Source organism: Winslowiella sp. 2C04 (assembly GCF_050037805.1).
Taxonomy (GTDB): domain Bacteria; phylum Pseudomonadota; class Gammaproteobacteria; order Enterobacterales; family Enterobacteriaceae; genus Erwinia; species Erwinia toletana_A.
In genome coordinates this window covers 2,386,249-2,411,675 of the sequence record NZ_CP188300.1, presented here as the reverse complement: position 1 = coordinate 2,411,675, position 25,427 = coordinate 2,386,249, and the positions used below count along the sequence as shown (strand labels likewise).

23 protein-coding genes are annotated in these 25,427 nt (G+C 52.9%); 13 read left to right on the top strand and 10 right to left on the bottom strand.

The window, feature by feature from the left end:
• The 8 genes from ACP3TC_RS10695 to ACP3TC_RS10660 all read left to right on the top strand — a co-directional run bounded on the left by ACP3TC_RS10695 (position 1) and on the right by ACP3TC_RS10660 (position 7,540).
• Positions 1 to 1,080, top strand: a complete 1,080-nt coding sequence (locus ACP3TC_RS10695) for a cysteine protease StiP family protein (RefSeq protein ID WP_426818199.1) — start codon at positions 1 to 3, stop codon at positions 1,078 to 1,080.
• Complete coding sequence (locus ACP3TC_RS10690; RefSeq protein ID WP_426818198.1) at positions 1,080 to 2,036, top strand: HpcH/HpaI aldolase/citrate lyase family protein; 957 nt, start codon at positions 1,080 to 1,082, stop codon at positions 2,034 to 2,036. Before ACP3TC_RS10695 ends, ACP3TC_RS10690 begins: the two co-directional genes overlap by 1 nt.
• A 211-nt stretch (positions 2,037 to 2,247) precedes the next feature.
• A complete protein-coding gene (locus ACP3TC_RS10685) occupies positions 2,248 to 2,721 on the top strand; it encodes a tellurium resistance protein TerW (protein WP_313857495.1) in 474 nt (157 codons plus the stop codon).
• Positions 2,722 to 3,035: 314 nt separating this feature from the next.
• On the top strand, positions 3,036 to 3,884 hold the full coding sequence (locus ACP3TC_RS10680; RefSeq protein ID WP_426818197.1) for a hypothetical protein: 849 nt from the start codon (positions 3,036 to 3,038) through the stop codon (positions 3,882 to 3,884).
• Positions 3,885 to 4,164: 280 nt separating this feature from the next.
• Positions 4,165 to 4,998 carry an enoyl-CoA hydratase/isomerase family protein gene (locus ACP3TC_RS10675; protein ID WP_426818196.1) on the top strand — a complete coding sequence of 278 codons (834 nt, stop codon included), beginning with the start codon at positions 4,165 to 4,167 and terminating at the stop codon, positions 4,996 to 4,998.
• A 54-nt stretch (positions 4,999 to 5,052) separates the two neighbouring features.
• Complete coding sequence (locus ACP3TC_RS10670; RefSeq protein ID WP_426818195.1) at positions 5,053 to 5,346, top strand: DUF1330 domain-containing protein; 294 nt, start codon at positions 5,053 to 5,055, stop codon at positions 5,344 to 5,346.
• Positions 5,347 to 5,535: 189 nt separating this feature from the next.
• Positions 5,536 to 6,531 carry a zinc-dependent alcohol dehydrogenase family protein gene (locus tag ACP3TC_RS10665; RefSeq protein ID WP_426818194.1) on the top strand — a complete coding sequence of 332 codons (996 nt, stop codon included), beginning with the start codon at positions 5,536 to 5,538 and terminating at the stop codon, positions 6,529 to 6,531.
• Entirely contained in the window at positions 6,521 to 7,540 is a 1,020-nt protein-coding gene (locus ACP3TC_RS10660; protein WP_313857503.1) for a zinc-dependent alcohol dehydrogenase family protein, read from the top strand. Before ACP3TC_RS10665 ends, ACP3TC_RS10660 begins: the two co-directional genes overlap by 11 nt.
• Before the next feature lie 25 nt (positions 7,541 to 7,565).
• Here the strand turns inward: ACP3TC_RS10660 and ACP3TC_RS10655 are convergent, their stop codons facing one another.
• Together ACP3TC_RS10655 and ACP3TC_RS10650 are read right to left on the bottom strand one after the other, a co-directional pair.
• Entirely contained in the window at positions 7,566 to 8,465 is a 900-nt protein-coding gene (locus tag ACP3TC_RS10655) for a LysR family transcriptional regulator (protein ID WP_313857504.1), read from the bottom strand.
• Between the two features lie 84 nt (positions 8,466 to 8,549).
• A complete protein-coding gene (locus ACP3TC_RS10650) occupies positions 8,550 to 9,269 on the bottom strand; it encodes a hypothetical protein (RefSeq protein WP_426818193.1) in 720 nt (239 codons plus the stop codon).
• Between the two features lie 106 nt (positions 9,270 to 9,375).
• On the opposite strand from ACP3TC_RS10650, the gene ACP3TC_RS10645 reads away from it, so the two are divergent.
• From ACP3TC_RS10645 to ACP3TC_RS10635, 3 genes are all read left to right on the top strand, one after another.
• Entirely contained in the window at positions 9,376 to 9,879 is a 504-nt protein-coding gene (locus tag ACP3TC_RS10645) for a LysR substrate-binding domain-containing protein (protein WP_426818192.1), read from the top strand.
• Positions 9,880 to 10,054: 175 nt separating this feature from the next.
• Positions 10,055 to 11,071, top strand: a complete 1,017-nt coding sequence (locus ACP3TC_RS10640) for a lipoate--protein ligase A (protein ID WP_426818191.1) — start codon at positions 10,055 to 10,057, stop codon at positions 11,069 to 11,071.
• Entirely contained in the window at positions 11,071 to 11,979 is a 909-nt protein-coding gene (locus tag ACP3TC_RS10635) for an alpha/beta fold hydrolase (RefSeq protein ID WP_426818190.1), read from the top strand. The genes ACP3TC_RS10640 and ACP3TC_RS10635 overlap by 1 nt, the downstream gene beginning before the upstream one ends.
• Before the next feature lie 169 nt (positions 11,980 to 12,148).
• On the opposite strand, the gene ampC is transcribed toward ACP3TC_RS10635, so the two are convergent.
• The gene (ampC, locus tag ACP3TC_RS10630; RefSeq protein WP_426818189.1) at positions 12,149 to 13,294 is read right to left on the bottom strand and encodes a CMY2/MIR/ACT/EC family class C beta-lactamase; all 1,146 of its coding nucleotides are present in this window, start codon (positions 13,292 to 13,294) and stop codon (positions 12,149 to 12,151) included.
• Between the two features lie 315 nt (positions 13,295 to 13,609).
• On the opposite strand from ampC, the gene ACP3TC_RS10625 reads away from it, so the two are divergent.
• Positions 13,610 to 15,343: an ABC-F family ATP-binding cassette domain-containing protein gene (locus ACP3TC_RS10625; RefSeq protein ID WP_313857512.1), complete on the top strand. Its 1,734-nt coding sequence runs from the start codon at positions 13,610 to 13,612 to the stop codon at positions 15,341 to 15,343.
• 117 nt (positions 15,344 to 15,460) lie between these two features.
• Here ACP3TC_RS10625 and pagP read toward each other — a convergent pair whose 3' ends face one another.
• The gene (gene pagP / locus ACP3TC_RS10620) at positions 15,461 to 16,045 is read right to left on the bottom strand and encodes a lipid IV(A) palmitoyltransferase PagP (RefSeq protein WP_313857716.1); all 585 of its coding nucleotides are present in this window, start codon (positions 16,043 to 16,045) and stop codon (positions 15,461 to 15,463) included.
• 155 nt (positions 16,046 to 16,200) lie between these two features.
• Positions 16,201 to 17,592, bottom strand: a complete 1,392-nt coding sequence (locus ACP3TC_RS10615; RefSeq protein ID WP_426818188.1) for an aldehyde dehydrogenase family protein — start codon at positions 17,590 to 17,592, stop codon at positions 16,201 to 16,203.
• 102 nt (positions 17,593 to 17,694) lie between these two features.
• Here ACP3TC_RS10615 and ptrR point away from each other — a divergent pair, with 102 nt between their 5' ends.
• Positions 17,695 to 18,555 carry a putrescine utilization regulator PtrR gene (ptrR, locus tag ACP3TC_RS10610; protein ID WP_313857514.1) on the top strand — a complete coding sequence of 287 codons (861 nt, stop codon included), beginning with the start codon at positions 17,695 to 17,697 and terminating at the stop codon, positions 18,553 to 18,555.
• Positions 18,556 to 18,585: 30 nt separating this feature from the next.
• Here ptrR and ACP3TC_RS10605 read toward each other — a convergent pair whose 3' ends face one another.
• The 5 genes from ACP3TC_RS10605 to ACP3TC_RS10585 form a co-directional block, all read right to left on the bottom strand.
• A complete protein-coding gene (locus ACP3TC_RS10605) occupies positions 18,586 to 19,974 on the bottom strand; it encodes a purine-cytosine permease family protein (RefSeq protein WP_313857515.1) in 1,389 nt (462 codons plus the stop codon).
• Positions 19,975 to 20,391: 417 nt separating this feature from the next.
• Positions 20,392 to 21,999 carry a dipeptide ABC transporter ATP-binding protein gene (locus ACP3TC_RS10600; RefSeq protein WP_426818187.1) on the bottom strand — a complete coding sequence of 536 codons (1,608 nt, stop codon included), beginning with the start codon at positions 21,997 to 21,999 and terminating at the stop codon, positions 20,392 to 20,394.
• Positions 21,996 to 22,829 (bottom strand): ABC transporter permease, encoded by an 834-nt coding sequence (locus tag ACP3TC_RS10595; protein WP_426818186.1) that lies wholly within the window; start codon positions 22,827 to 22,829, stop codon positions 21,996 to 21,998. Before ACP3TC_RS10595 ends, ACP3TC_RS10600 begins: the two co-directional genes overlap by 4 nt.
• Complete coding sequence (locus tag ACP3TC_RS10590) at positions 22,826 to 23,809, bottom strand: ABC transporter permease (protein WP_426818185.1); 984 nt, start codon at positions 23,807 to 23,809, stop codon at positions 22,826 to 22,828. Before ACP3TC_RS10590 ends, ACP3TC_RS10595 begins: the two co-directional genes overlap by 4 nt.
• 4 nt (positions 23,810 to 23,813) lie before the next feature.
• Positions 23,814 to 25,421 carry an ABC transporter substrate-binding protein gene (locus ACP3TC_RS10585; RefSeq protein ID WP_426818184.1) on the bottom strand — a complete coding sequence of 536 codons (1,608 nt, stop codon included), beginning with the start codon at positions 25,419 to 25,421 and terminating at the stop codon, positions 23,814 to 23,816.
• Between the last annotated feature and the right edge of the window lie 6 nt (positions 25,422 to 25,427).

Here is a 25,427-nt window from a genome sequence, read left to right as displayed (position 1 = left end):
ATGCAGGACTTCACTCCTTTTTCCGGTTCCTACCTGCCGCAGGATGTGCACTTTCTGCTGCAACCGGTTGAGATGGAAATGACACCGGTTGAACAAAAAGAGCAGCTTATTCAGTCTGGCACCCGCCATTATTCCGAAATGCTCAGTCAGGAACCGGAACCCACCGCCTGGCATCTGGATCTGTTTTCTCAGGCGCTGGATCAGGGTGCCGGGCGTCTGGCCAGAGAAGTGATTATGTTGGCAAAAGCGCTGATTGAGCGCTTCCCGCAGACGCCAGTGGTGCTGACCAGCCTGGTACGCGCCGGGGTGCCGCTCGGCGTGATGCTGCAACAAACTCTGCGCGCGCTGGGTAAGGAGTCGTATCACTACGGCATCAGTATTATTCGCGATCGTGGTATCGACAGCGTCGCGCTGGAGTGGATCGAAGCACGTCATGGTACCGAAGGGATTGTTTTCGTCGACGGCTGGACCGGTAAAGGTGCAATTACCGGCGAACTGACGCGCTCGCTAAAGCATCGTGCTGGCTACCCTGCTCAGCCCCGACTGGTGGTTCTCGCCGATCCCTGTGGTCGTTCGTGGCTGGCCGCCAGTGATGATGACTGGCTAATCCCTTTTGGCATTATGGGCGCGCCGGTATCCGGCATGATTTCCCGATCTATCTGGTCAGAAACCGGGCTGCATGGCTGCGTCAAATGCGATCATCTGGCGCAGTTTGAATGCAGCCGTCAACTGGTCGATACCGTTGCCGAATACCGTCATACCCTGAATATCGACGCAATCCCCGCTTGTGACTGGCAGCCTGAGCAAAAAGCCCCTTTGAAACTGAAAAGTGAACAGGTCATCAGCGAACTGGCTGAACAATTCAATATTTCCAGTGTTAACCGGATTAAGCCCGGCATTGCCGAAGCGACGCGCGCGGTGCTGCGCCGCGTTCCTGACCATGTGTTTGTTCGCTCAGTTGACGATCCGGACGTGGCGTTACTGGTGTATCTGGCGCGAGAAAAAGGCTTAACCATCACTGAAGCCGGCGATGCGCTCGGGCAGTACCGCGCGGTGACTATTATCAAGAAGGTACTCTGATGAACAATCGGCTCTCTGCCTGGCGTCTGGGCGCAACGCTGTATATGCCTGCGGTGCGAAGTGATATTGCGGACGCGATTGTAAATAACAAGATCGCCGGGCTGCGTTCGCTGGTGATCTGTCTGGAAGATGCAGTCTGCGATGCTGATGTACCGCTGGCGCTGAGTAATTTACAGCTGATGCTGACACGGCTGACCGACGCTAAAAATGCCGCCGGCCGCGACCACTGGCCACTGGTGTTTATCCGGCCGCGTCATGCCGAAATGGGTGAACTGCTGATTAACAGCATGGACTTAAGCGCGGTAGATGGACTGGTATTGCCCAAGTTTACGCAACAGTCGCTGCCGGTGTGGTGGCGAATTATGCAGGATACCCACCTGTGCATGATGCCCACGCTGGAAACTGAAGAAGTGTTCGACGTGCTGCAAATGCGTGAGCTGGCAGTTACGTTACAACGTCACGCATGTTATGAACGTATCATCGCGTTACGCATCGGTGGTAATGACCTGATGAACGTGGTCTCGCTGCGACGCTCACGCAACCACACCCTGTATGACAGCCCGATGGGCTACGTGATTAAAATGCTGGTAGCGGTATTTTCCTCGCGAGATTTCGCGCTGACCGCACCGGTTTGTGAACATATTGACGATCACCAGATTATGGATCAGGAACTGGCGCTGGATATTGCTCATGGCCTGGTGGGTAAAACCGCTATCCATCCCAATCAAATCAGTAAAATCGAACAGGCATTGATGGTTACCGCCACCGATCATGCTGACGCCCTGCGGATTCTCAACTCAACGCAGGCGGTATTTAAGTCACAGGGAGCGATGTGCGAACCGGCAACGCACCGACGCTGGGCATCCGGCATTCTTGCCAGAGCGCAGGTCTACGGCATTGCAGCAGATAAATCTCAGGAAGGTGTCCGCCTGATACAGGCAACACCGAATAACTAATTGGGTGTCCGGCAGTAAAAAGATTCGCGTGCTAATTATTATTTGTTGATTTAGCTTAGGTTTATGATATTGCTGATAAGGTCTGTGCCCTCAATGGCAAAAAAAGACATATTGTTGTGCAGCCGTTTAGCCAGGATGGCGATCAGAAATGTGGATCCGGACGAGATTCGTACCATTGAACCTTCGACTATGAATGCAGGCGTTAACTAATATGCAGCTTAATACGCGACAAGCCCGAATCTATACTCTGGCGAATATTCTTGGCTCAGGGAAGCCGGTGTCTGCTGCACGAATCATCTCCTCACTGGAGTGTTCAGAACCGACGTTAACCCGCGCGCTGAAAGAGCTGCGGGAATTATGGGGAGCTGAAATTAAGTATAGTAAGGCCACCCACTCTTATCAGCTGACTCAACCCGGACAACTGGATAAAAAAACGCTGCGCCGGATGACCGAAGCGCTGGCGGCCCATGCCGAGCTGAAAACGACCGAAGCGGTCAGCCGGGTATTCCTCGATAAAGAAAAGAAAAAAGCGGTTTCGCTGTCGCTGAGAATGTCGATACTGCGCAAAATTGACAAACTGGCACGGGTCAGTGAAACCTCGCGCAGTGAAGCGGTCGAAATGCTGGTCGGGCGCTGTCTGGATGAGCTGGTAGTTAAACTGCAGGCACAAAACAAAACCGCCTGATCTCCCCTTCCCCTGAATTACGCCAGTACCGAATTATGAAATACAGCCGTGCTGGCGGCTCCCCTTATGGCATAAATTTAATCTCACCTGACATCAGATACTCGACTGTTAAATATCAACATGATAAATAAAATAGCTGCAATGCCCATTCGGAAAATAATATTTGCACTTTTTTACGGGGATGTCGTACATAGTGAATCAGCAAATAAAGCTTAAGGCTGATGCGCGTTTATTATCTTAACTGGATAAAGAAGAGGTTAACGTGCGCAAATAGCAACAATTCCCGGATATTATTTTAAATATGAGGATTTAACATGAAAGTGAAAATCACGGTCTGTGTATTTATGGCATTATTCATTCCGGCTATTTGTACAGCAACATCGTATGGCGGCTATCCGGAGATTCCTGAAGAGGCTTCAGGATTTATTACCAGCGTTGAGAGTTACCAACCAGGCGCTGGTGTTTCTCCTCCCTATAATGATGTCTCAAATATGCTTGGCATGCCTGATCAAGCTTACACCTCACTGGGAAGAAAAGGCAGCACAACGTTAGGGATATTTCCGCTGCATATCAATCCGACAGCGGATGGACAGCCAGTTTTCTATATTTATGAAAAAGGTGAGTTCGCCGGGATGGATGTGTATGTTTCATCTGACAACGTTAACTGGCATCAGGCGACGTTGAAGGAACAGAAGAATAACAGTGTAGGTCATGTTCTTGGTTATGCTGTCGGTGGCGTAGCCGACAGTAATTACTCATTTATAAAAATTGATGATACCAGTTCTGAGCCGGGTTCAGAATATGCGGGTGCTGATATCTCTGGCGTGGCGATTATTGGTTGCGAAAATAATCTGATATTAAATAACGACATTATTGTTGATACCGATGTTGACGCAGGCAATGTATATAATTTATCCAGGGATAAAGATAACGGAAGCGTGCGAATAAGAGTGGTCAAAAGTAATAATCAAGTCAGTTATATCGACGTGTCTGATGATGACTCTCTGCTGCCGGTTGCATTATCTTCTCAAATGGATTTTGATAATGACGGAATCAATGACATCGATGTATTAGTGGAAAATAAATCGACAGGAAAGTATTTCAACATCATAAAAGCGCCAGACGGAAAAACCATCAAAGTAATCGATAACACCTACAACTAAAAATCAAGCCAGAGGTTAGCATTTAACCTCTGGTTGCTTCTCTGTCCGATGCCACATCCTCAATGATAAAAACCCGATTTTATCTCCCTGTCTCTTTAAGTCGCGCCCGTCCATTGCTGACAATTTTGTCATTAGTGTTGTGCGCATCCACCTGCTTAATCCGCTTATACAAATTGGCTAGTATAAAACCGTTGTTAATACTTACACATCCCGCTCTCCCTGATGGCGGCGAACTAATAATGAATCTGACAAGCTTAGGTAAATCAGCGAGGGACTTCATATGAACAGTGAAAAACGACTCAATATCATCCGTGAATCTCAGGCCTGGTGGCGTATCGTCATCAATAATCCTCCCCTGAATCTTTTTGATCCATGGATGTTTGCTGAGCTTAACGTGCTGATGGATGACATTGAGCGGGATAACGATCTGAAGGTGGTGGTATTCGAAAGTGCGAATCAGGATTTCTTTATGAATCATCATGATGTTGTCAACCGCACGACGATTCCTGACCAGCCAGGAGCGGCTCCGTTTTTTTACCATTGGCCGACTTTCGTCACTCGTCTGGCACAGTCCTCCGTTATCAGCATTGCCAAGATTCGCGGCCGTGCCCGGGCGCAGGGATTTGAGTTTGCTCTGGCCTGTGATATGCGTTTCGCCTCCAGAGAACGCGCAAAGTTTGCATTAATCGAGCTTGGAGGCTCATCGATTCCAGGCGGCGGTGGCGTTGAATGGCTGTCCGCTCTGGTCGGCCGCTCGCGCACGCTGGAAATCGTCCTCGGCGCCGACGATTTTGATGCCGATACCGGTGAACGCTACGGCTTCATCAACCGCTCTGTTCCTGATGCCGAACTTGACGCCTTTGTCGATGCTTTTGCCCAACGTCTGTCACGATTTGAAAAGCGTGCGCTGGAGACCGGCAAAAAAATGGTCAACCAACGAGCTGGCGTTCCTTCTGAAGGAGAACTGTGGACATCAAACCATATCCTGCACGGCGTTGACTTGTGGCCTGAGGCACAGAAAGCCTTTACCAGACTGACCGCTGCTGGCTTTGGTCAAGTCGGCGATTTCGAGCTGAATATGGGTGAGCGCTTAGGCGACGAGCCGTCAGAATGAGACAACCCTGTTTCAGCCAGCCAAAACCTTTTATCACGTTGAAAAGGAGTATCCATGAGCGCCTATATTGTTTACGTTCGTGACCGAATCACCGATCCAGTTGAATTCAGCAAATATGAGAAGAGTGCCCCTGCCGCATCAGTTGGGCATCCGATTACCCCACTCGCTTTCTATGGCGCGGTTGAAACTCTGGAAGGGTCTCCGGTGGATGGCGCAGTTATCCTTGAGTTTCCGACTCTGGCTGATGCCAAAGCATCGTATGAAAGTCCTCTCTATCAGCAAGCCCTGAAGCACCGTCTGAAAGGTGCTGATTATCGAGTGTTTATCGTTGAAGGTGTGCAGAGCTAAGCGCTGGTTAATGGATACAGCTTTGATGCTGTTGGCTGTACCTGATTCTGTCCTGACTATCAGCATCATTTCCGCCACGCCAGCTGATTAATGCCATTTTATGGAATTATTAAATCCGGAGAGTTTCATTATCTGTAATCATCAGGACTGATATATTGAATCCCATATTTCTTCTCAGGGATTAACGTTATGAAAACCATGATGACTGCACTGCAGCTGGAAAATTTTGCTGATGAACAATTTTCCCCTGTTCAACTGCCGGTACCAACCGCGGCAGCTGGCCAGGTACTGGTAGAGATACACGCCAGTGGCGTCAATCCTATCGATTACAAAATTCGCCTCGGGGAAGCGCCTTACGCCATGCCGGAGTTACCGGCTGTGCTGGGTACTGATATGGCGGGCGTCATTGTTGCCGTGGGTGAAGGCGTTGAACGATTTAACGTCGGCGATGAAGTTTATGGCCTGACCGGCGGTGTTCGCGGACTTCAGGGCTCTCTTGCACAATATGCTGCGGTTGATGTCGATTTACTGGCGCTTAAACCGCGTAATTTATCCATGCGCGAAGCCGCTGCCATTCCGTTAACCTTATTAACCGCCTGGGAAGGCCTGGTTGATAATGCGCGGGTAAAGCCAGGGCAAAATATACTGGTTCAGGGCGGCGCAGGAGGCGTTGGCAGTATGGTTGTGCAACTGGCAAAAGCGCTCGGTGCCAATGTCTGGGCCACCGGCTCAACGGCTAAACAATCACTGATTGCTCAATTAGGTGCCACGCCGCTGGATTACCGCGCACTTTCAGCGCAAGAGATTGTCAACAACTGTACCGCTGGCGCGGGCTTCGACATTGTATATGACACCGTGGGTGGCAAGGTTTTGCAAGATTCACTGGGCATGACCCGACACTACGGGCATATCACCAGCTGTGCAGCATTTGGTGAACATAATCTGGCGGTGTCGTCGTTACGTTGTGCCACGCTGTCTGGCGTATTTGTCCTGATGCCGATGCTATCCGGAAATGCTCGCGCTCATCATGGTGAGATACTGGACGCCGCGACCCGTCTGATTGAAGAAGGTAAAATCCGCCCTGTCGTCGACGCCCGTCATTTCAATCTCGATCAGGCCATCGATGCGCATCACGCAGTGCAGCAGGGTTCGGCATCGATTAAGGTGGTCATTGATGTTAAATAAACCCTTACAGGCACGCACCTGGCGCTTCCATCGAACGGGCGATGCTGATGTTCTTGAACTGGAAAATCTTCCCCTGGCTCAGCCAGCCGGGAACGACGTGTTGGTTCAGATGAAAACCATCGGTCTTAACCGGGCCGATGCTATGTTTCGTCGCGGCACTTACATTGAGAAAGCAGAATTTCCTTCACGTCTCGGTTACGAAGGTGCAGGCGTGGTTATCTCGGCTGGAAAAGATGTCAGGCAATTCTCACCCGGTGATCACGTTTCTATCCTGCCCTCATCCAGTCTTGCCCGCTTTGGCACCTATGCCGACCAACTGATTGTCCCTGAATCGCTGCTGGTCGCTAAACCTGCCAGTCTCAGCTGGGAGCAATCCGCATCCATCTGGATGCAGTATCTCACCGCCTATGGCGGGATAATCCATGCTGCCGGGTTGAAAAAAGGCGAGACGCTATTAGTGACGGCGGCATCCAGTAGCGTCGGTTTGGCTGCGATTCAGATCGCACAATCTGCCGGTGCCAGAGTGATTGCCAGCACACTCACCGTAGCGAAAAAACAGCATTTATCTGCGCTTGGCGTCGAAGATGTTATCGCCAGTGAAGAGGAACCTGATCTGTATCAGGCGATTGTCTCGAGACTGGGGGGAGAACATCTTAACGCCGCATTTGATGCGGTCGGCGGGCCGCAGGTTGAACAGATTGCCAGCGCATTGGCGGTGAAGGGGCGACTGGTGATACATGGTGCCCTGAGTCCGGAAGCGACGCCGTTTCCGCTCAAGCTTGCACTGCGTAAAAGTCTGACGATGTCGGGATTCCTGTTCCTCGAAGTGTTGCACGATCCCGTCATTCGGAAACGGGCAAAACGTTTCATCCTGAGCGGCATTGAGGCAGGCTATCTTAAACCTCAACTGGATAAGATATTTAGCTTCGAACAGATGCCGGACGCTCACCGATATCTGGAATCAAACCGGCAAATTGGTAAGATCATCGTTCGCGTTGCGACCCCTTAACCTGCCCCACCTGACGTGCATAAGGTCAGGTCTCAATATCCGCTAAAACCTCTGCCAGATAATCGTACAGCACCCTGATCCGCATTGATGTTGGCCCGCGTTGTGGCCGGTAAAGATAGAGCCCCCAGCTTGCGGCGGTATTGTCTTCCAGAACCTGAATCAGGCGGCCACTTTTTAAGTAAGGCAGTGCCAGAAAGCCCGGCATAAATCCAAAACCGATGCCATCGAGCACCGCGTGAAACTCTGCTTCCAGATCATCGGTAATAAAGCGTGGGTTCGACGGCGTAAAGCTTCGCGCATTGTTGAAACTCCATGGCCAGTAACGTCCGGTTTTATGATCAACCAATGCCGTCAGTGGAAATGAGTCCAGCTGATCAATGCGCGTTGGCATGCCTGTCTGGCCAATCAACTCAGGCGTGCCGACTGAAAAAAATTGAATTTTAGTCAGTTCACGCGCCACATAACGGTTATCGGGTAAAAAACCGAAGCGGATGCCGATGTCTATTCGCTCATCAATCACATCGCTGTGGGTATCCGTCAGGATGCAGTCCACCACAATATCCGGATAACGCCGTGAAAATTGAGTTAACGCCGGAATAACAAACTTACGCCCAAACACGGAAGATACCGTCAACCGGACGGGGCCGCGCATCTCATCTGACGCTGGCTGCTGATGTGCCGTCAATAATTTGTCGACAGCGTTAACTGCTTGCCGGGCATATTGCGCCAGACGTTCACCATCGGCGGTAATTTTCATCTGCCGGGTGCTGCGATAAAACAGAATCTCCCCGCGCTGCTGTTCGAGTTCCTTAACCGCGCGGGTTACCGCCTGAGGTGAAATGCCGAGAAGTATCGCAGCATCTTTAAAGTTTCTTGACTCTGCGACGGTACAAAATATACGCAGCATTTCCAGTTTATTTTGCATCGCGGGCCCGATGTGTTGACAGAATCAGTTCCATAATCAGGCATTCTGCAGGTGAACATATATCCATTATTCTAACAGTCCCTTTTAGCTAAAGAAGGACTTAGAGGATTTAGTTATCTGATCAATCAGCTGATGCTGACGCAGCGCATCCTCAAATGTGGTCGCTTCACAAGAGCCGGACGCCTTATCACCGGCGTAAGCGGCATATAAATAGGCGACGTCCTGGGTACTGGCTTCGAGATGCGAGACGGGTAAATACGCGTATTCAGCAGGTACCGGCAGCTCAGTAAACACTTCTGAGCCATCGCGCATAGCCGAAATTTTATTATCATGCCTATTCTGGAATGCACGTTCATTGGTAATGCGCAACACGCCTTCAGTGCCGGTAATGTCAATCTGCAGCCCGGTGCGTAATGTCTGTGCCCCCTCAAGCTGGACCGAGAATAATCCGCCACCGGTCAGCGTCCCTATGACCATCACTTCATTAGCACTGATATAGGGCACTTTTTCACCGGTTTCCGCCAGCGTCGTCAGCGGAAAGTGGTTTTCAGTGATGGCCACCAGCTTTTGTGGGAAACCTACGCCATGGAACAGCATGTCATGGAAGTGGCCGCCGTAGACGGACAACAACTCGGTAAAGTTGGCTGCGTCCAGCGCCCATCTGACGAATTCTGGCATCACCTGGCCGAAGGCGTCGACGCCAACCGACATCCGCACCGATCTGATGTTCCCCACGTAGCCCTGCTTTATCAGATCATGCCAGTAGCGTGAGCTTGGTGAAAAGCGGCGCTGAAGCCCGACCACGTGCCTGACGCCCTGCTTTTCAGCCAGGGCAAGGATCGCTTCTGACTCTGCCGTATTACTTGATCTCGATTTTTCAGATCGCCTGGCCGATGTTATTGAAGATGGTATGGATGTGGTTATCCGCGGGGGAAAATTAAGCGATTCGCGCTTGATTTCCCGTCCGCTGGGAAAATATCGCCTGTGCCTGGTAGGCTCTCCTGATTATTTCAAACGACGTGGAACACCTTCCCGGCCTGAGGATCTCAGTGAGCATGCTTGCTTACATTATCGATATCCCAGTAGCGGGATAAAAGCCCACTGGCCTCTGCGTTATCCGGCTCAATCCGGTAACAGCCAGTCGCTTCCCGTCACCATGATCTGCAGCAGCCTGGAAGCATTGCTGTTTACCGTAAAACAAGGATGCGGAATTGCCTGCTTGCCAGATTATTCAGTGAGAACGGCACTTGCTAGTGGTGAGCTACAGACGGTATTAGAAACCTCTCTAAAACAGACAGATACTACATTTCATTTGCTCTGGCCCAGTGCAAGACAAATGACGCCGAAAGTGCGTGTATTCGTGGATTTTATGACCAGTGAGTTTAACGATTTATTAAAAACCAGAAAGAAATAGACGCAATGGGAGCAAGCCTGAGCAATGCCACTCGGCATCAAACGCAGAATGGATCAGCTTTAATCGCGTCGCCAGGAGTAAATCGCGCTTCTGGCTAATTGGTATCTCTCTGTCCGGGATAGTATTATTGCCATGCCATATGCCCGGCACCCCTCTCACGGAACTGGAGTGATCAATGTCCACACTGCGTTTGCTGTTATCCGAGTCTAACGACCCTTGGTTCAATCTGGCGGTTGAAGACTGTATTTTTCGCCAGATGCCCGCCACTCAGCGCGTGCTGTTTTTGTGGCGTAATGCAGACACGGTGGTCATTGGCCGGGCGCAGAATCCGTGGAAAGAGTGTAATACCCGACGCATGGCGGAGGATGGCATCAAACTGGCGCGCCGCAGCAGCGGTGGCGGCGCGGTGTTTCACGATCTGGGTAACTGCTGCTTTACCTTTATGGCGGGCAAACCGGAGTACGATAAAAGCGTCTCAACCGGAATCATTCTGCGTGCGCTCGAAACTCTTGGCATTCCGGCGGAAGCTTCCGGACGCAATGACCTGGTGGTCAACACCGCTGACGGCAGCCGTAAAATCTCGGGTTCTGCCTATCGCGAAACGCCGGATCGCGGCTTCCACCACGGGACAATCCTGCTGAATGCCGATCTTTCTCGCCTCGCCGATTATCTCAATCCGGACGTGAAAAAGTTACAGGCCAAAGGCATCACCTCGGTGCGTTCGCGGGTAGCGAACCTTGAAGAACTGGTGTCTGGCGTCAGTTTTGAGCGGCTGTGTGAAGCCATCACCGAGTCGTTCTTCAGCCATTTTAATACCCGCTGTGAACCGGAACGTATTTCTCCCGACGCATTACCCGACTTACCCGGATTTGAGCAGCAGTTTGCTAAACAGAGCAGCTGGGAGTGGAACTTCGGCCAGGCGCCGGACTTCTCACATCTCCTCGACCAGCGCTTTAGCTGGGGCGGCGTCGAGATTCATTTTGACGTTGAGCGCGGCATTATCAGCCGCTGCCAGATTTTCACCGACAGTCTTAATCCGGCCCCGCTGGAGGTGCTGGCGCAAAAACTGCAAGGTGCTGAATATCGACCTGACGTTGTGGAAAATCATATGCAGCAATTAGTCGCGGATTTTCCGCAACAGGCAGTCGAACTTAAACAGCTGGAGCAGTGGCTGACGGAGACGTTGCGATAATGAAAAGCCAACGACGATTGCTGAAAGTCTGTGCCACCGCAATCACTATCGCCTGCTGTTTACCGGCTTTCGCCTACGCAGAGCCTGTCGTCCAGTCTGCTGCCGCAGCAGAACGCATTTCCGTGGTGGTCGAAGGCCAGGGGCCGGATATCATCCTGATTCCAGGGCTGGCTTCCTCGCGTGAAGTCTGGGCCGGACTGGCAAAAAAGCTGAGCGCAACGCACCGGCTGCATCTGGTGCAAATTGCCGGATTTGCCGGTCAACCGGCAATTACCGATCGGGATAACCTGGTGGCGGCACCCGCGGCAGAGGCGATCGGTGATTATATTCAACGCCAGCGGCTGACAGCGCCGGCGATTATTGGTCACTCGCTTGGCGGCGAAGTGGCGCTGATGATTGCCGCGCGCCACCCCGAACGTGTCGGTCGTGTCATGGTGGTCGACGCCCTGCCTTTTTACAGCCTGCTGTTTTCGCCAGATGCCACGGTTGAAGCAGTAAAACCGCGCGCTGACGCTTTTCGTGCGGCGATAATGGCAGCACCTGACGAACAGTCTGAAGCGATGCAGACTGCAGCCATTGCCCGGCTGGTCAAAGATCAGGCCGCACGCCCGGCACTGATTAAAGCGGGCTTGCAGTCCGATAAACAAACCGTTGCCGATGCAACAAGGGAATTGATGATCACCGATTTGCGCCCGGAACTGCACAACATCACCGCACCGGTTGAAGTGGTTTATGCCTGGGATACCCTGTACGGTTTTCCGGCGGCAAACACCGATGCCACCTACCGTCACGCCTATGCTTCACTACCGAAGATAAAACTGCACCGCATCGATGACAGTTTCCATTTTATTATGCTGGATCAACCGCAACAGTTTGCGGATGCAGTAAGCGAATTTATCGGCCAGTGAGTGTATAACGGCTGCTGTTTAATGATGTCTTCGCCATTTTATGAGCCACTGGCGAAAGACATTATTGAGCGACAAACCATTCCCAGGGTAAAAGCGGCGCATTCGTGATTAAGATGCGCCGCTGTGTTTCAAAAATGGCACCGGTTATTGACGCCTGACCGCCAGCTGTTTACTGCAAAGCTGAAAGAATATGATAAGCCGCTTCCACGCGCGCAGGGTTAGGATAACTTTTGTTCGCCAGCATCACGATGCCGAGATTCTTCTCGGGAATAAATGCCACGTAGCTGCCAAATCCGCCGGTTGAGCCAGTTTTATGTACCCATGAAGCTTTTAATGCTGGTGCTGGCGGATTTATTTCTACCGCACTTTGCGGTGCAAGTGCGACTTTATTATCGCTACCATCGACCGCGATGGCTGCTTTCATCGGCCAGTTCAGCATCTCCCAGCCCAGCCCCTGATACATATCTCCTACCTGCAAGTATCGCGACTGTGCAAGCAAAATCCCTTTTTGCAACGAGGCATCTTTTACTTCAGAAGGTGTCATGTTGGCCTGCACCCAGCTTGCCATATCCTCTATTGATGATTTTACGCCGTAGGCTTCAGCATCCAGCATACCCGGAGAAACATGAACGGCCTTTCCATCGCGATAGCCCCACGCATAGTGTTTTTCTTCACTTTGTGGAATATGTATCCAGGTATGCGTTAGCTGCAATGGCTGGAACACGCGCTTGCTCATCGCCTGCGCAAAGTTCATACCTGAAGGTTTAACCGCCAGTTTGCCAAACAGCCCAATACTGGCGTTCGAATAAAGGCGCGTTGTGCCCGGTGTCCACTGCGGCTGCCAGGTTTCATAGTAATTCTGTAATGACAACTCATCGGTAACACTATCCGGCACCTGGAGCGGCAAGCCACCGGCGGTATAGGTTGCCAGATTCAGCAAACTGATCCCTTCCCATTGTTTCCCGGACAGTGCTGGCCAGTATTTATTCACGGGATCGCTAAGCGTAATTTCACCCCGCGCGATGGCATCGCCGCCCAGTACGCCTGTGAAGGTTTTACTCACGGAGCCGAGCTCGAATAAGGTCTGCTGCGTGACGGGCTGTTTACCTGCGACGTCTGCCATTCCCCAGGTAAAGTAATAAGGCTGACCTTGATAGATAACCGCCACCGCCATGCCGGGAATGGCCTGTTCTTTCATCAAAGGAATAACCACGTCATCAACAATTCCACTGAGTTGTTTTTCCGTTTGAGTGGTTGCCAGCGCGGAACCTGACGCGACAAGCAGCAGCGCACAGGAAAGGGTTTTATGCATCATATCTATTTTCCATAATTAAAAATTGAGGGAATTTTAGCTGTTAACTGATGACAAAACAGCTAAAAGCTCAATATACTCGACTGACTTTTTAACCTATTTTATCAAAGGAGGATTGCTATGCTCACCAGTGAATTGTTTCTCTATTCACTCGTTTTTAGCGATCGTTTCTGCTCAGGCGTTACCAGCTGCGTGCTGCGATAACCTGTCTGAGCGAAGCTAACTAAATGACACTCTAAGAACTTCCCTCCGGCTTACCGGTTATCGTCAGCGATTTTGACGAAGGGCACTACCATGCCTGTAAAACTGGATAAACCAATGAGCACACTGCTTTCTGCACAATCTGTTGGCTACGACAACACCTTCGGTCCACTGCTGACTGATGTCTCTTTTAGCCTAAAAAAAGGCGACCGTATCGGTCTGATTGGCCACAACGGCTGTGGTAAAAGCACCCTGCTGAAAATCCTTAGCGGCGATCTCTCCGCGACACGCGGCAGCGTCACCTCTGCCAGCCAGTGCCTGATGGCAAGGGTTGAACAGTCTCTGCCTGACACACTGCATCATCGTCTCCTGGTGGATGCAGTACTGACTAACCTTCCACACTGTACGCAGCCCGTTGAGCACTGGCAGGCAGAAGTACTGCTGGCCTCGCTTGGCTTTGATGAAATTAGTTGGCAACTGACTGCGGGCACATTAAGCGGAGGTCAACATACCCGCCTGCTACTGGCTCGCGCGCTGATCCGTCAGCCCGACTTACTGCTGCTGGATGAACCCAGTAATCATCTCGATTTACCGACACTGTTATGGCTGGAACAGTTTCTGCAAAACTGGAGCGGCAGTTTTGTGCTGGTTTCCCATGACCGAAGCCTGCTGGATAACGTCACCAACTGCAGCTGGATTCTGCGTGATAAAACGCTGCAGTTTTTTCGTTTGCCTTGTACTGCGGCGCGATCGGCACTGGTTGAGAAAGATCGGGCTGACGCGCATCGTCACCTGGCTGAGCAAACAGAAATCGACCGGATAGCGAAAAGTGCCAAACGGCTGGCTATTTGGGGAAACCAGTACGATAACGAAAAACTGGCGCGTAAAGCGAAACAGATGGAAAAACAGGTCGAACGACTGAAAGATGATCAGACTCAGCTGACAAGCGGTAACCAGTGGCAGTTGCGTCTTAGCGGTTCAGCGCTGGCAGCCGATCGGGTGCTGGCACTGTCCGATCTCAAAATACGCCCGGCTGAAGATGCACCGGTGTTGTTCAGCATCGACTCGCTACAAGTCAAAAGCGGCGATCGTATTGCTCTGACAGGGCGTAACGGCTGTGGAAAATCGTCCCTGTTGCACTATTTATGGCAGGCATTTCATCATCCAGCAGGTACAGACGCCGCAGTGGTGTTTCATCCACGCGTGCATGTGGGCTATTACGATCAGAGTCTGCAGCAGCTGCGTGACAGCGACAGCCTGACGGATGCCCTGACTCGCTTTGCACCACTGACTGAAGATCAGCGCAAAATGGCACTCATTGCGGCTGGATTTCCTTACCTGCGTCATCAGCAACGGGTCAGCACCCTGAGCGGTGGTGAGCGCTCAAGACTGCTGTTTATTGGCCTGACGCTGGCGGAGTACTCGCTGTTATTACTGGATGAACCGACCAACCATCTGGATTTGGAAGGCAAAGAACAGCTGGCGCAAACGCTGAAAAACTTCAGCGGTGCAGTAATATTGGTTTCCCACGACCGCACGCTGATTGAAAAAAGCTGTAATCGTTTCTGGCTGATCGATAATCAACGTCTGGAGCAGTGGCAGGATCTGGAGCCGGTCTGTGCCATTCTTGCCGCGAGTTCGCCGCCTGCTGCGGTGACGCAAAAGCAGCATACCGCGTCAGCGATTAGCAATGAACAGTGTGAGCAGGAGCATTTATTGAGCAACCTGCTTGAGCTGGAAAGTAAACTGGCAGACGATCTGGCGCGTAAACCTAAGCATCAGAAACCTGAGCTGCAATATCAGTGGCGGCAACAAATTGACCGGATAAACGCCCTGCTCGATTTAGCCTGAGTTTCAGGCCGCAGGGATGCGGCCTGGATAATATTAATTAAGCGGCAACTTTCGTCTGTTATGTTATGGCAGACCCTACAAGAATCAGGTTTTACAAGGCAGCTGGCCTGCCGAATTTTAAAACCCGTATCTTAACCATGCAAAAAGTACGTTACCATTATTGTAAGTTCCCGGAATATAGGTGAACTGCAAATTGACATTCTTATAACCCGCCGAGAAAAGTGGAAATATAAAGGGTAGCGGCACGTAATTGGCAAAGTCATCCCTGGCCGTAATCCCTCCCGCCAGGCCAAGGCCAACTCGCGCATCCTTGTTTTGCGTTAAATACCACCCCTTTTCCCAGCCGTAACCCACTGCCGGTTGCCACTCACGGTGAGAATCCTGAAACACCATCGCAAACAGGCCATGCCAGTTACCTTCTTCGGTATAGCGTGAAATGCCGACCCCTCCGCCCCAGGGCATTTCGTTGTAATGATCCGTTTTGTCCGAATCATACATAAAACGGTTGTGCCAGCTCAGAAAGGGAATATAGACATCAGTATATTGTGGGTTATGCCAGGTTTCTGATACATCCTCTTTAAGATTTTGCCACCAGCCCGATGCCATATTGGCAAAGGTCGCTTTTTTAGTCGTTTGCTCAGCGGAAACCGTAAAGGTCAGGCAGAACAAAATGAGGAATAAATAAGAGGTTTTATTTGCCATCATCAATCCGTCAGCGTTAGGAGTTGCTGTAATCAGCATAGCCATATTTCATCATATCTGATGCGCTGTCGACCCTGCGACCGATCAATTATTGATGGCATGATAAAAAAAACCGGGAGACAGTCTCCCGGTTGCATACTCCGTATCGCTGTCTGTCAGCCCTGACGATTTTTCCATACCGTCTGGATATTACAGAACTCATACAGGCCAAACTGCGACAGTTCACGACCATAGCCGCTTTTCTTCACGCCGCCAAAGGCCACGCGCGGATCGCTGGCGCTATAACCATTAATAAATACGCCGCCGCACTCCAGGCGAGCCGCCAGCAGCTGCGCTTTATCTTCATCGCCGCTGTAAATGGTTGCAGCCAGACCGAAGTCACTGTCATTTGCCAGTTCAATGGCGTGATCGACATCGCGTGCTACGGTAATTGCCGCTACCGGACCAAACAGCTCCTGACGGAAAGCCGTCATTTGCGGCTGAACATTTGCCAGCACCGTTGGCGCGTAGTAGTTACCTTTACCTTCAAGCTTATGTCCACCCGCCAGCAGCGTGGCACCCTCTGCCAGCGTTGCTTCAACCTGATCGTGCAACTCGTCGCGCAGATCAAAACGTGCCATCGGACCGATATAATTACCCTCTTCATCCGGCGCGCCCGTTTTCAGCTGTTTCACCGCAGCGACAAACTTGTCGGTAAACTCTTCAGCAATTGGCTGCTCAACAATAAAGCGTTTTGATGCTGCACAGACCTGGCCGCTATTCTGATAACGGCCAGCCACCGCTGCTTTCACCGCCTGATCGATATCGGCACCCTCCAGCACGATAAACGGATCGGACCCGCCCAGCTCCAGCACCGATTTTTTCAGTGCCGCACCGGCTTGTGCGCCAATTGCCTTACCGGCCCTCACGCTGCCGGTAAAGGTCACGGCCGCAATTTGTGGATGGTTAATCGCGTGGCTGACGCCCTCAGCCGTGGCGTTAATCACCGCGAACTCGCCCTGCGACAATCCGGCGGCAATAAAAATGCGTTCGATCAGCTGTGCGCTGCCCATCACATTTGGCGCATGTTTCAGGATATAGCAATTACCGGCCAGCATAATCGGCACCGCACCACGCAGTACCTGCCACAGCGGGAAGTTCCATGGCATCACCGCCAGCACCGTACCCAGCGGACGAAACTCCATCACCGCCTGATTGTTTTCCACCTGAGTGGGCAGCGTCGCCAGCATTGCCGGGCCGTGCTCCGCATACCATTCGCAAAGGTTAGCGCTTTTGTTCACTTCGCCACGCGCCTGCAAAATCGGCTTGCCCATTTCGGCGCGGATCATTTGCGCCAGCTCTTCGCCGTGATCGCGCAGCGCCACCGCCAGATCGCGCAGCTTTGTACTCCGTTGCGCCACGCTAAGCTTGCTCCACTGCTTACCGGCCTGATGACTGCGCTCAATCGCCCGATCGATTTGCGACTCGCTGTCATACGGATAAGCATTCAGGGTTTCACCGGTGGCCGGATTCACGGAGATCGCATGAGTCTGGTAAGAAATGGTCATATAATCCTCAGCTTTATAGTGTCAATGCAATCAGCCTAACCTTGCAGCAGTGATAAAAAAACTGAATAATTCAGCAGTTGGTTTTCACTAAATGAGAAAGAGATGAACCTGTCCCAGTTAGAAATGTTTACTGCGGTGGCTGAAACCGGCAGTATTTCCGCCGCTGCAAAGCAGGTGCACCGCGTACCATCCAATGTCACTACCCGCATTCGCCAGCTGGAAACCGATCTTGGAGTGGAACTGTTTATCCGTGAAAGCCAGCGTCTGCGGCTATCGCCAGCTGGCCACAGTCTGTTGCAGTACAGCACACAAATTTTATCGCTGGTCAGAGAAGCCCGTCAGGCGGTGAGCGGTGAAGAGCCGCAGGGTACCTTTACCCTGGGCTCGCTGGAAAGCACCGCCGCGGTGCGCATCCCTGGCCTGCTGGCCGAATACAACCGTAATTATCCGCGCATTCTGCTGGATCTCACTACCGGCCCGTCCGGCACTATGCTGGATGGCGTGCTGGAAGGTAAGATCTCGGCGGCGTTTATTGATGGACCGGTGACCCATCCGGCAATTGAAGGTATTCCGGTGTTTGACGAAGAGATGGTGATTATCGGGCCAGCCAAGCAAAAACCGTTCACCCGCGCGCGCGAAGTCAGTGGCGTCAATATTTATGCTTTTCGCGCCAATTGCTCCTACCGGCGTCATTTTGAGAACTGGTTTCATGCCGACCAGGCCACGCCGGGCAAGATTTTCGAAATGGAGTCCTATCACGGCATGCTGGCCTGCGTCATTGCCGGTGCCGGATTGGCGATGCTGCCACGGAGCATGTTAAACAGCATGCCCGGTAATGAGCAGGTCGTTGTCTGTACCCCGGAAGAGCCGTGGCGCTGGCTGTCGACCTGGTTAATCTGGCGGCGCGGAGTGAAAACTCCTCAGCTGGAAGTGATGATTGATCTGCTGCCTGAGCGTAAATAATAAAAAGCCCGGCGTCGCCGGGCAAGATGATTACGCGTGTCGCGCCACCCAGGTCGGATACCGTCGGCAGCACAGCGGATAAGCAATGGCGGTCACCACCATACTGATTACCCAGGAGATATTCGCACCCGGCACCAGCCCGGACCAGGGGCCGGAGAAGAAAGCGTTCTCTACAAAGGGGATCTGCACCACGATACCCCCGGCATATACCAGCAGCGCCCGCGAGTTCAGTAAGCCATAACGCCCGCCGTCTGCACTGAAAATCGCGTCAGTATCGTACTGCTGTTTGTTAATCAGATAGAAGTCGATCAGGTTGATCATACACCATGGGATCAGCACTGAAATCAGCGCAAAAATCAGATTCAGAAACACTTCTACAAAGTTAGCGGAAGCGGCCAGCGCGATTGCCACCGACCCCACCAGCACCGACAGTGAAAACACTATCCTGACTCTGGCGTCAGGCTGCCAGTTGGGCAGGAAAGTCTGCACTGAGGTAATCAATGCCAGCACCGATCCGTATAAATTCATCGAGTTATGACAAATGATATTGATCAGAAACAGCACCATCAGTATCGGCCCCAGCCAGCCCGTTGCCTGCCGCACGGCCACCATTGCATCATTGGTGCCGCTGACCATATTGACCGCCACCATACCAAATACAAACGCCAGAATGGTGCCGCAACACGCGCCCAGCCAGGTGTAGAGAAAGGGCCTGGCGATCCCTTCCGAGGCCGAAAGATAACGGGAGTAGTCAGAGGTATAAGGAGAAAAGCTAAGTTGCCATACCGCGCCGATACAGAAGGTGGCAAACCAGCCGGCCAGCGTAAACGAACCACGGTGCAGGAAGTCTGCCGGTAGCGGCTGCGACAGCATCATCCACAGGCCGAGGATCATCGATCCCCCCATGATCCAGGCGCCAATTTTGTTGATTTTGTGAATGAAGTTATAGCCCACTACGCCAATGATCGTTGCCGCGATCGCGCCAATAATCGTCGCCGCCGGAATGTTCAGTGCCGGAAGCACGTTGTTAATTACCCTTCCCGACAGTGAAATATTAGAAATAAAGAAGCCGAGATAAATGACCGTGGCGAAGATAATCACCAGCAGCGAGCCGTAACGACCGAACTGCGCGCGGCTTTGAACCATCTGCGGAATACCGACCTGCGGGCCCTGTGCCGATGTCAGCGCCAGAAAAATGCCGCCAAACAGATGCCCGGCAATAATCGCACTGATTGCCGAGAGGATATCCAGATGAAAAGTATGGGTAGCCACCGCGCCGGTCACTACCGCGAGTGGCGCAATATTGGTACAAAACCACAGGGTAAACAGACTACGTGCATCCCCATGGCGTTCTTCTTCCGGCACATAATCGATCGACTTATCTTCTATTATTGCCGTCTGTTGTTGCTGAGAATTCATAGTTGCTCCGGGTGGAGTGAGTTTTTATTTTTGATAACTCCAGGAGTTGGCTGATACTGCGCTGGCGTAACGTTTCGTACCGTCATTGCCGGCATTGCATCGCAAAGGGGATATTGATGGGGAATCACTGCCAGGCAGCCAGACCGTTTTCGGTAGTGGTTAGCCAATACAGCCTCCACAACCCCTTCGCGGCCAAAGCCTGATTTCCATCGCCGCTACCAGTAGCGGGTGGTATCGCATCGGATTTCCTGCAATGTCAGTACTGACATTACTGAACCCGATAGTTTCTGAGTGACGCATTCTGCCTGCGCCGATGCGCCTGAGTCAACCTCAGTCGTCCGCGAGGCCTGTTCAGGCGGGTTAATTGTACAGTTTCCGGTCATTAGCCAGGCGATATCAGCTAAAGTGATTGTATTTTCACGCCCGCAGCGCCTGCAGTGGCAGAGTTGGTATATGGGCCAGCAGCTGACGGGTATAGGCCGCCGTCGGCGTGCTGAATATCGACTGCACCTCGCCCTGCTCGACCACTTTGCCCTGCTGCATAATCACCACATAATCAGAAATCTGACGAACCACCGCCAGGTCGTGGGAAATAAACAGATAGCTGAGACCCTTTTCACGCTGTAAACGCTCCAGCAGCCGCAGGATCTGCGCCTGTACCGCCACGTCCAGCGCCGAGACCGGTTCATCAAGAATCAGCAGTTCCGGCGAAATCGCTAATGCGCGGGCAATGGCCACCCGCTGGCGTTGCCCACCGGACAGCGCCGATGGCCTTGCGGTCAGCAGCTTAGTGGAAAGCTCGACCGCCTCCAGCAATTCCGCCGCGCGTTCGCGCTGGCTATGCTTATTGCCGATGTGAAATGCGCGCAGTGGCTCGGTAATAATCGCCTCCAGCGTCATTTTCGGATTCAGCGAGGCATAGGGATTTTGATAAACCACCTGAACCCGACGGCGAAAGTCAGATTTCTGAAAGCTCGACGCTGTGCTAAAACTGACGCCGTCAAAATTTACTGCGCCCTGATCGGGTTGTTCCAGGCCAAGCAGCATTCGCACCGTGGTTGACTTACCCGATCCTGACTCGCCGACCAGGCTGGTAGTTGCACCGCGATAAACCGGAAACGAGACGTCGTCAACTGCGCTAAAGCTCTCGCCACCCGGCAGAATAAACCGTCTGGAGAGCTTTTCCGCCAGCATAAACGGCTGCTTGTGCGGTTTTGGCTGACGATAAGGCACGCTTAAAAATGCCGGAGAAGCCTCCAGCAGCTGACGAGTATAGGGATGATGCGTCTGGCGCAATAACGATGCCGGAGTGCCACTTTCAACCAGCTGGCCTTCATGCATTACCAGCACGCGATCCGCCCGCTCCAGCGCCATATTCAGATCGTGCGTAATCAGTAACAGCGCGATTCCCTGCCGTTCAACCACCGCCGCCAGCGCATCCAGCACCTGTTTCTGCACGCTGACATCCAGCGCGCTGGTCGGTTCATCGGCAATAATTAACTTTGGATGGTGGCACATCGCCATCGCCAGCAGCACCCGCTGCCGCATGCCGCCAGAAAGCTGATGCGGATAGCTGGCCAGCACGCGCTGGCTGTCATTCAGGCCTACCTCAGCCAGCAGCGCAGGCAGGCGTCCGGCAGCCTGATTTTTTGGCACGCCGTGCAGGGTGAATGCTTCCAGCATCTGCTTTTCCAGAGTCTGTATCGGATTAAACGCCAGCGCCGGATCCTGCGGCACAAAGCCAATCTCCAGCCCACGCAGTTGCCGCCACTGGCGCTGACTGGCATTTTCCAGCGGCTGACCGGCAAAGTGAAGGGTGCCGCCACGTCGCAACGCCTGCTGGCTCAGTAGCCCTACCAGGGCTGAAGCCGTGGTGGATTTTCCCGATCCGGAGCCTCCCACTATCGCCACCACTTCGCCAGGATACAGCGCAAAACTAAGCGACTTTACTGCCTGCGAATAGCCGCCTTGCTGACGAGGATAATCAATGCTCAGTTGTTCAACCGCTAACAGAGGTTCAGTCATAGTTTCTCCGCAGAATCCTGAATAAATCCGGCTATCCGATTAGTTGCCAGCACCGACAGCACGATAATCATTCCCGGCAGCGTGGTGTACCACCAGGCTGCCGCAATGTAGTTACGCCCTTCGGCGATTAACAATCCCCATTCGGGCTGAGGCGGTGGCGCGCCAAAACCAAGAAAACTGAGCGCCGAGACGGATAACAGCGCAAATCCCAGCTCCAGCGCCGCCAGAGACAGCACCGGTGCCAGCGCATGCGGCAGAATATGACGCTGGATAATCGCCAGATGTCCGACGCCGCTGGCTCTCGCGGCCTCAACAAACAGATTGGTGCGGCTGCGCAACACTTCTCCGCGCGTCAGGCGCGCAAAAGTGGCAACCGAGGACAATCCAACCGCCACCGCAATATTCAGCGTGCCAAAACCAAGCACGGTGATAATCGCCATCGCCAGTAATAAATTGGGTATCGCCATTAAGATATCGATAATGCGCATAAACAGGCTGTCGATCCGCCCGCCCGCATAGCCAGCCACTACACCGATCAGCGTGCCGACAAACAACGCAATCGCCACCGAGAACAGCGTGGCCTGTAACGTCAGCGCGGTGCCAAATACGCTGCGGCTGTAGATATCGCGCCCGAGATGGTCGGTACCGAACCAGTGCGCTGCTGACGGCGGCTGCAATGCCTGTAAGGCATCACCTGCCAGCGGATCCTGATGGCTGAATCCGCCGGGAAAAATGGCCCACAGCAGCACCATCAACAGCATGGCGGCGCTTAGCCACAGCGTCACCGCCAGCGGACGACGTGGGGCTTTCTCGATTAACAGCAGACTCATGCGTTTTCTCCGGCGGCAATTCTCGGGTCAAGTAACGGATAAAGCGCATCAGTGATAAAATTGATCGCCACAAAAATCACCGCGGCGGTCAGCACCACGCCCTGAACCACCGGGATATCCTGTGCCGAGACGGCCCCTTCGGCCAGCCTTCCCAGCCCCTGACGTGAAAAAATGGTTTCGGTAATCACCGAACCGGCCAGCAGATTACCGAAAATCATGCCGGTCAGCGTCAGCAGTGGGATAGCGGCATTAGGTAACACGTGACGCCACAGCAGATGCGCGGTACCTGCGCCCTTCAGGCGAAGTGCATCAATAAACGGACGACGCCACACTTCCGACAGTGAACGGTTCATCACCTGCGCAATCATCGCTGCTGTGGGAATGGTCAGCGCCAGCGTCGGTAATACCAGCGATTGCCAGCCTGCATTACCCATTGCCGGAAACCAGGCGTGGTTAAATGAGAACAGCTGTAACAGCAGTAATCCCAGCCAGAACATCGGCAAGGCAGCACCGAGGGATGGCAACGCCAGTAGCGCCGACTTGATGCGCCCGGATGGCAATACGCTGACGCTCGCCGCCAGCCCACCGCCGACAACCAGCGCACTGACCAGCGCGCTGCTGGCCAACAGCAACGTAGACGGCAGCGACTGCGCAATCAGATAAGTGACGTTGTCACCACTGACAATCGATCGCCCCAAATCGAGATGCAGCACCTTCCACAAGGCCAGCACGTACTGCTGCCAGACCGGCAGATCGAGATGATACTGCGCTCTGAGCGCCGCCAGCTGAGCAACATCGACCGTACTCTGTTCTCCCTGATTCAGCATGATAGTGATCGGGTCAGAGGGTAAAATATACAGAATCAGAAACGTCAGGCTCCAGGTCGCCCACAATACTGCAACGCCCTGCACAGCGCGCTGTAACAGTCGGGACAGTCGCTGGCGTGAGCGCCGGGTTACCAGAATGGAGGCGTCGGTCATGGCATTACTCCTTCGCTGAAAGCCAGGTGTCATACAGCTGAAAACGTGACGAAGCATCGAAATGGAAGCCGTGCACATTCTGACCGGTGGCAATTACCGTCGCCAGTTCAACCAGCGGAATCGCATTCCCTTCAGCTATCAGCAGGTCGGCAGCCCCGGTGACATATTTTTGCCGCGCGCTGCTGTCCAGCGTCTGACTGGACTGCAACAACAATCTGTCGACCTCCGATGGCTGGCGATGATTAACATTGCGGCCGCCGGCATCAAATACCGTGCGCAACACATCCGGATCGGAACGCGTCAGATTATAAAAATCGACCGGCAGACTGCCACTGGCCTGTCGCGCAACCACCTGGCTAATGGGGGCCTTCTCCAGCTGCAAGTCGATGCCGACTTTTTTCACCTGCTGCTGTACCAGCTCTATAAACGGCGCGTTTTGCCAGTAGCTGATGCGGAAACTCAGACGCTGGCCATCTTTACTGCGAAAACCGTCGGCATCTTTCTTCCAGCCGTTATCCTCTAGCAGTTTTTCCGCCGCTTGCGGATCGTATTTCAGCTCACTGCTGCGGTCCTGATACAGCGGCGTGGTTTTAGCCAGAACTGAGGTTGCCGATGCCTGATAGCGTGACAACACGGGTTTCAGCGCCGGGCGATCGATAGCCAGATTCAGCGCCTGACGCACCGGCAGCGAGGCCATCAGCGGCGTGGACTGATTAGGAAACAGACTGTAGACCAGCCCTGGATTAGTGCGGGCCAGCAGTTTGATATTTTTTGCCAGCAGCAGCGACTCATCCTGCGGCGTAACCCCAACATTCACATCCAACTGACCGGAAATCAGGCTGCCAAAACGCACGCCGCTTTCCGGGATCACCCGATATTCCACCGCGTCGAGATAGCTTTCTCCCTGATGCGCCGCCAGTGACGATGGCCACTGATAGCCATCGCGGCGCGTCAGCTCGACTTTCTGGTTATGCACAAATTGTTTAAGTACAAACGGGCCGCTGCCGACCAGTGAACCCTGACAGCGCGCTTCGGCACTCGCCGATACCGTTGCCGGAGAAAAGAACCCGAGGCTCATGGTCGAGGTTGCCTGCAAAAACTGTGCATTAGGCTGCTCAAAGATCACCACCACGGTGTGATCATCCGGAGTATCGATCTGTTTCAACCCTTTCAGATAGGTTGAAGCCAGTGATGAACGCGCTCCCAGCTTAACAATCGCCTCAAAATTTTCTTTAACCGACTGCGCGTTAAAGGCGCTGCCATCGCTGAAACTGACGCCATCACGCAGGGTAAAGGTAAAACGGCGGTTATCGTCCTCAATCTGCCATTTGGTCGCCAGCCACGGGACGATTTCACCGCTTTGGCTGTCCTGATCGGTCAGTGAATCCGTTAGCTGGCGACCAATGTTCAGCGAGTTATTATTTCCCGCCTGTTGTGGATCGAGGCAGTTGGGATCGGTGTCGATAGCGATCAGCAACTTGCCACCCTGCTGAGGCGTTGACGGCGTCTGGCTTGCCGCCGTGCTGCTGCTCGCCGCCTGGTCACATCCCACCAGCGTGGCGGCAATAACCGCCGTCAGCAGGGCTTTGCGGTATTTATTTCGCTGAAGCATAATCGA

Excerpts from the sequence above, each read along its gene's own strand:
- ACP3TC_RS10645 (WP_426818192.1), top strand. The coding sequence starts at position 9,376 with ATGGATGTGGTTATCCGCGGGGGAAAATTAAGCGATTCGCGCTTGATT.
- ptrR (WP_313857514.1), top strand. The coding sequence starts at position 17,695 with ATGAACCTGTCCCAGTTAGAAATGTTTACTGCGGTGGCTGAAACCGGC.
- ACP3TC_RS10695 (WP_426818199.1), top strand. The coding sequence starts at position 1 with ATGCAGGACTTCACTCCTTTTTCCGGTTCCTACCTGCCGCAGGATGTG.
- ACP3TC_RS10655 (WP_313857504.1), bottom strand. The coding sequence starts at position 8,465 with ATGCAAAATAAACTGGAAATGCTGCGTATATTTTGTACCGTCGCAGAG.
- ACP3TC_RS10685 (WP_313857495.1), top strand. The coding sequence starts at position 2,248 with ATGCAGCTTAATACGCGACAAGCCCGAATCTATACTCTGGCGAATATT.
- ACP3TC_RS10690 (WP_426818198.1), top strand. The coding sequence starts at position 1,080 with ATGAACAATCGGCTCTCTGCCTGGCGTCTGGGCGCAACGCTGTATATG.
- ACP3TC_RS10675 (WP_426818196.1), top strand. The coding sequence starts at position 4,165 with ATGAACAGTGAAAAACGACTCAATATCATCCGTGAATCTCAGGCCTGG.
- ACP3TC_RS10665 (WP_426818194.1), top strand. The coding sequence starts at position 5,536 with ATGAAAACCATGATGACTGCACTGCAGCTGGAAAATTTTGCTGATGAA.
- ACP3TC_RS10625 (WP_313857512.1), top strand. The coding sequence starts at position 13,610 with ATGAGCACACTGCTTTCTGCACAATCTGTTGGCTACGACAACACCTTC.
- ACP3TC_RS10605 (WP_313857515.1), bottom strand. The coding sequence starts at position 19,974 with ATGAATTCTCAGCAACAACAGACGGCAATAATAGAAGATAAGTCGATC.
- ACP3TC_RS10590 (WP_426818185.1), bottom strand. The coding sequence starts at position 23,809 with ATGACCGACGCCTCCATTCTGGTAACCCGGCGCTCACGCCAGCGACTG.
- ACP3TC_RS10670 (WP_426818195.1), top strand. The coding sequence starts at position 5,053 with ATGAGCGCCTATATTGTTTACGTTCGTGACCGAATCACCGATCCAGTT.
- ampC (WP_426818189.1), bottom strand. The coding sequence starts at position 13,294 with ATGATGCATAAAACCCTTTCCTGTGCGCTGCTGCTTGTCGCGTCAGGT.
- ACP3TC_RS10680 (WP_426818197.1), top strand. The coding sequence starts at position 3,036 with ATGAAAGTGAAAATCACGGTCTGTGTATTTATGGCATTATTCATTCCG.
- ACP3TC_RS10635 (WP_426818190.1), top strand. The coding sequence starts at position 11,071 with ATGAAAAGCCAACGACGATTGCTGAAAGTCTGTGCCACCGCAATCACT.
- ACP3TC_RS10595 (WP_426818186.1), bottom strand. The coding sequence starts at position 22,829 with ATGAGTCTGCTGTTAATCGAGAAAGCCCCACGTCGTCCGCTGGCGGTG.
- ACP3TC_RS10585 (WP_426818184.1), bottom strand. The coding sequence starts at position 25,421 with ATGCTTCAGCGAAATAAATACCGCAAAGCCCTGCTGACGGCGGTTATT.
- ACP3TC_RS10660 (WP_313857503.1), top strand. The coding sequence starts at position 6,521 with ATGTTAAATAAACCCTTACAGGCACGCACCTGGCGCTTCCATCGAACG.
- pagP (WP_313857716.1), bottom strand. The coding sequence starts at position 16,045 with ATGGCAAATAAAACCTCTTATTTATTCCTCATTTTGTTCTGCCTGACC.
- ACP3TC_RS10615 (WP_426818188.1), bottom strand. The coding sequence starts at position 17,592 with ATGACCATTTCTTACCAGACTCATGCGATCTCCGTGAATCCGGCCACC.
- ACP3TC_RS10640 (WP_426818191.1), top strand. The coding sequence starts at position 10,055 with ATGTCCACACTGCGTTTGCTGTTATCCGAGTCTAACGACCCTTGGTTC.
- ACP3TC_RS10600 (WP_426818187.1), bottom strand. The coding sequence starts at position 21,999 with ATGACTGAACCTCTGTTAGCGGTTGAACAACTGAGCATTGATTATCCT.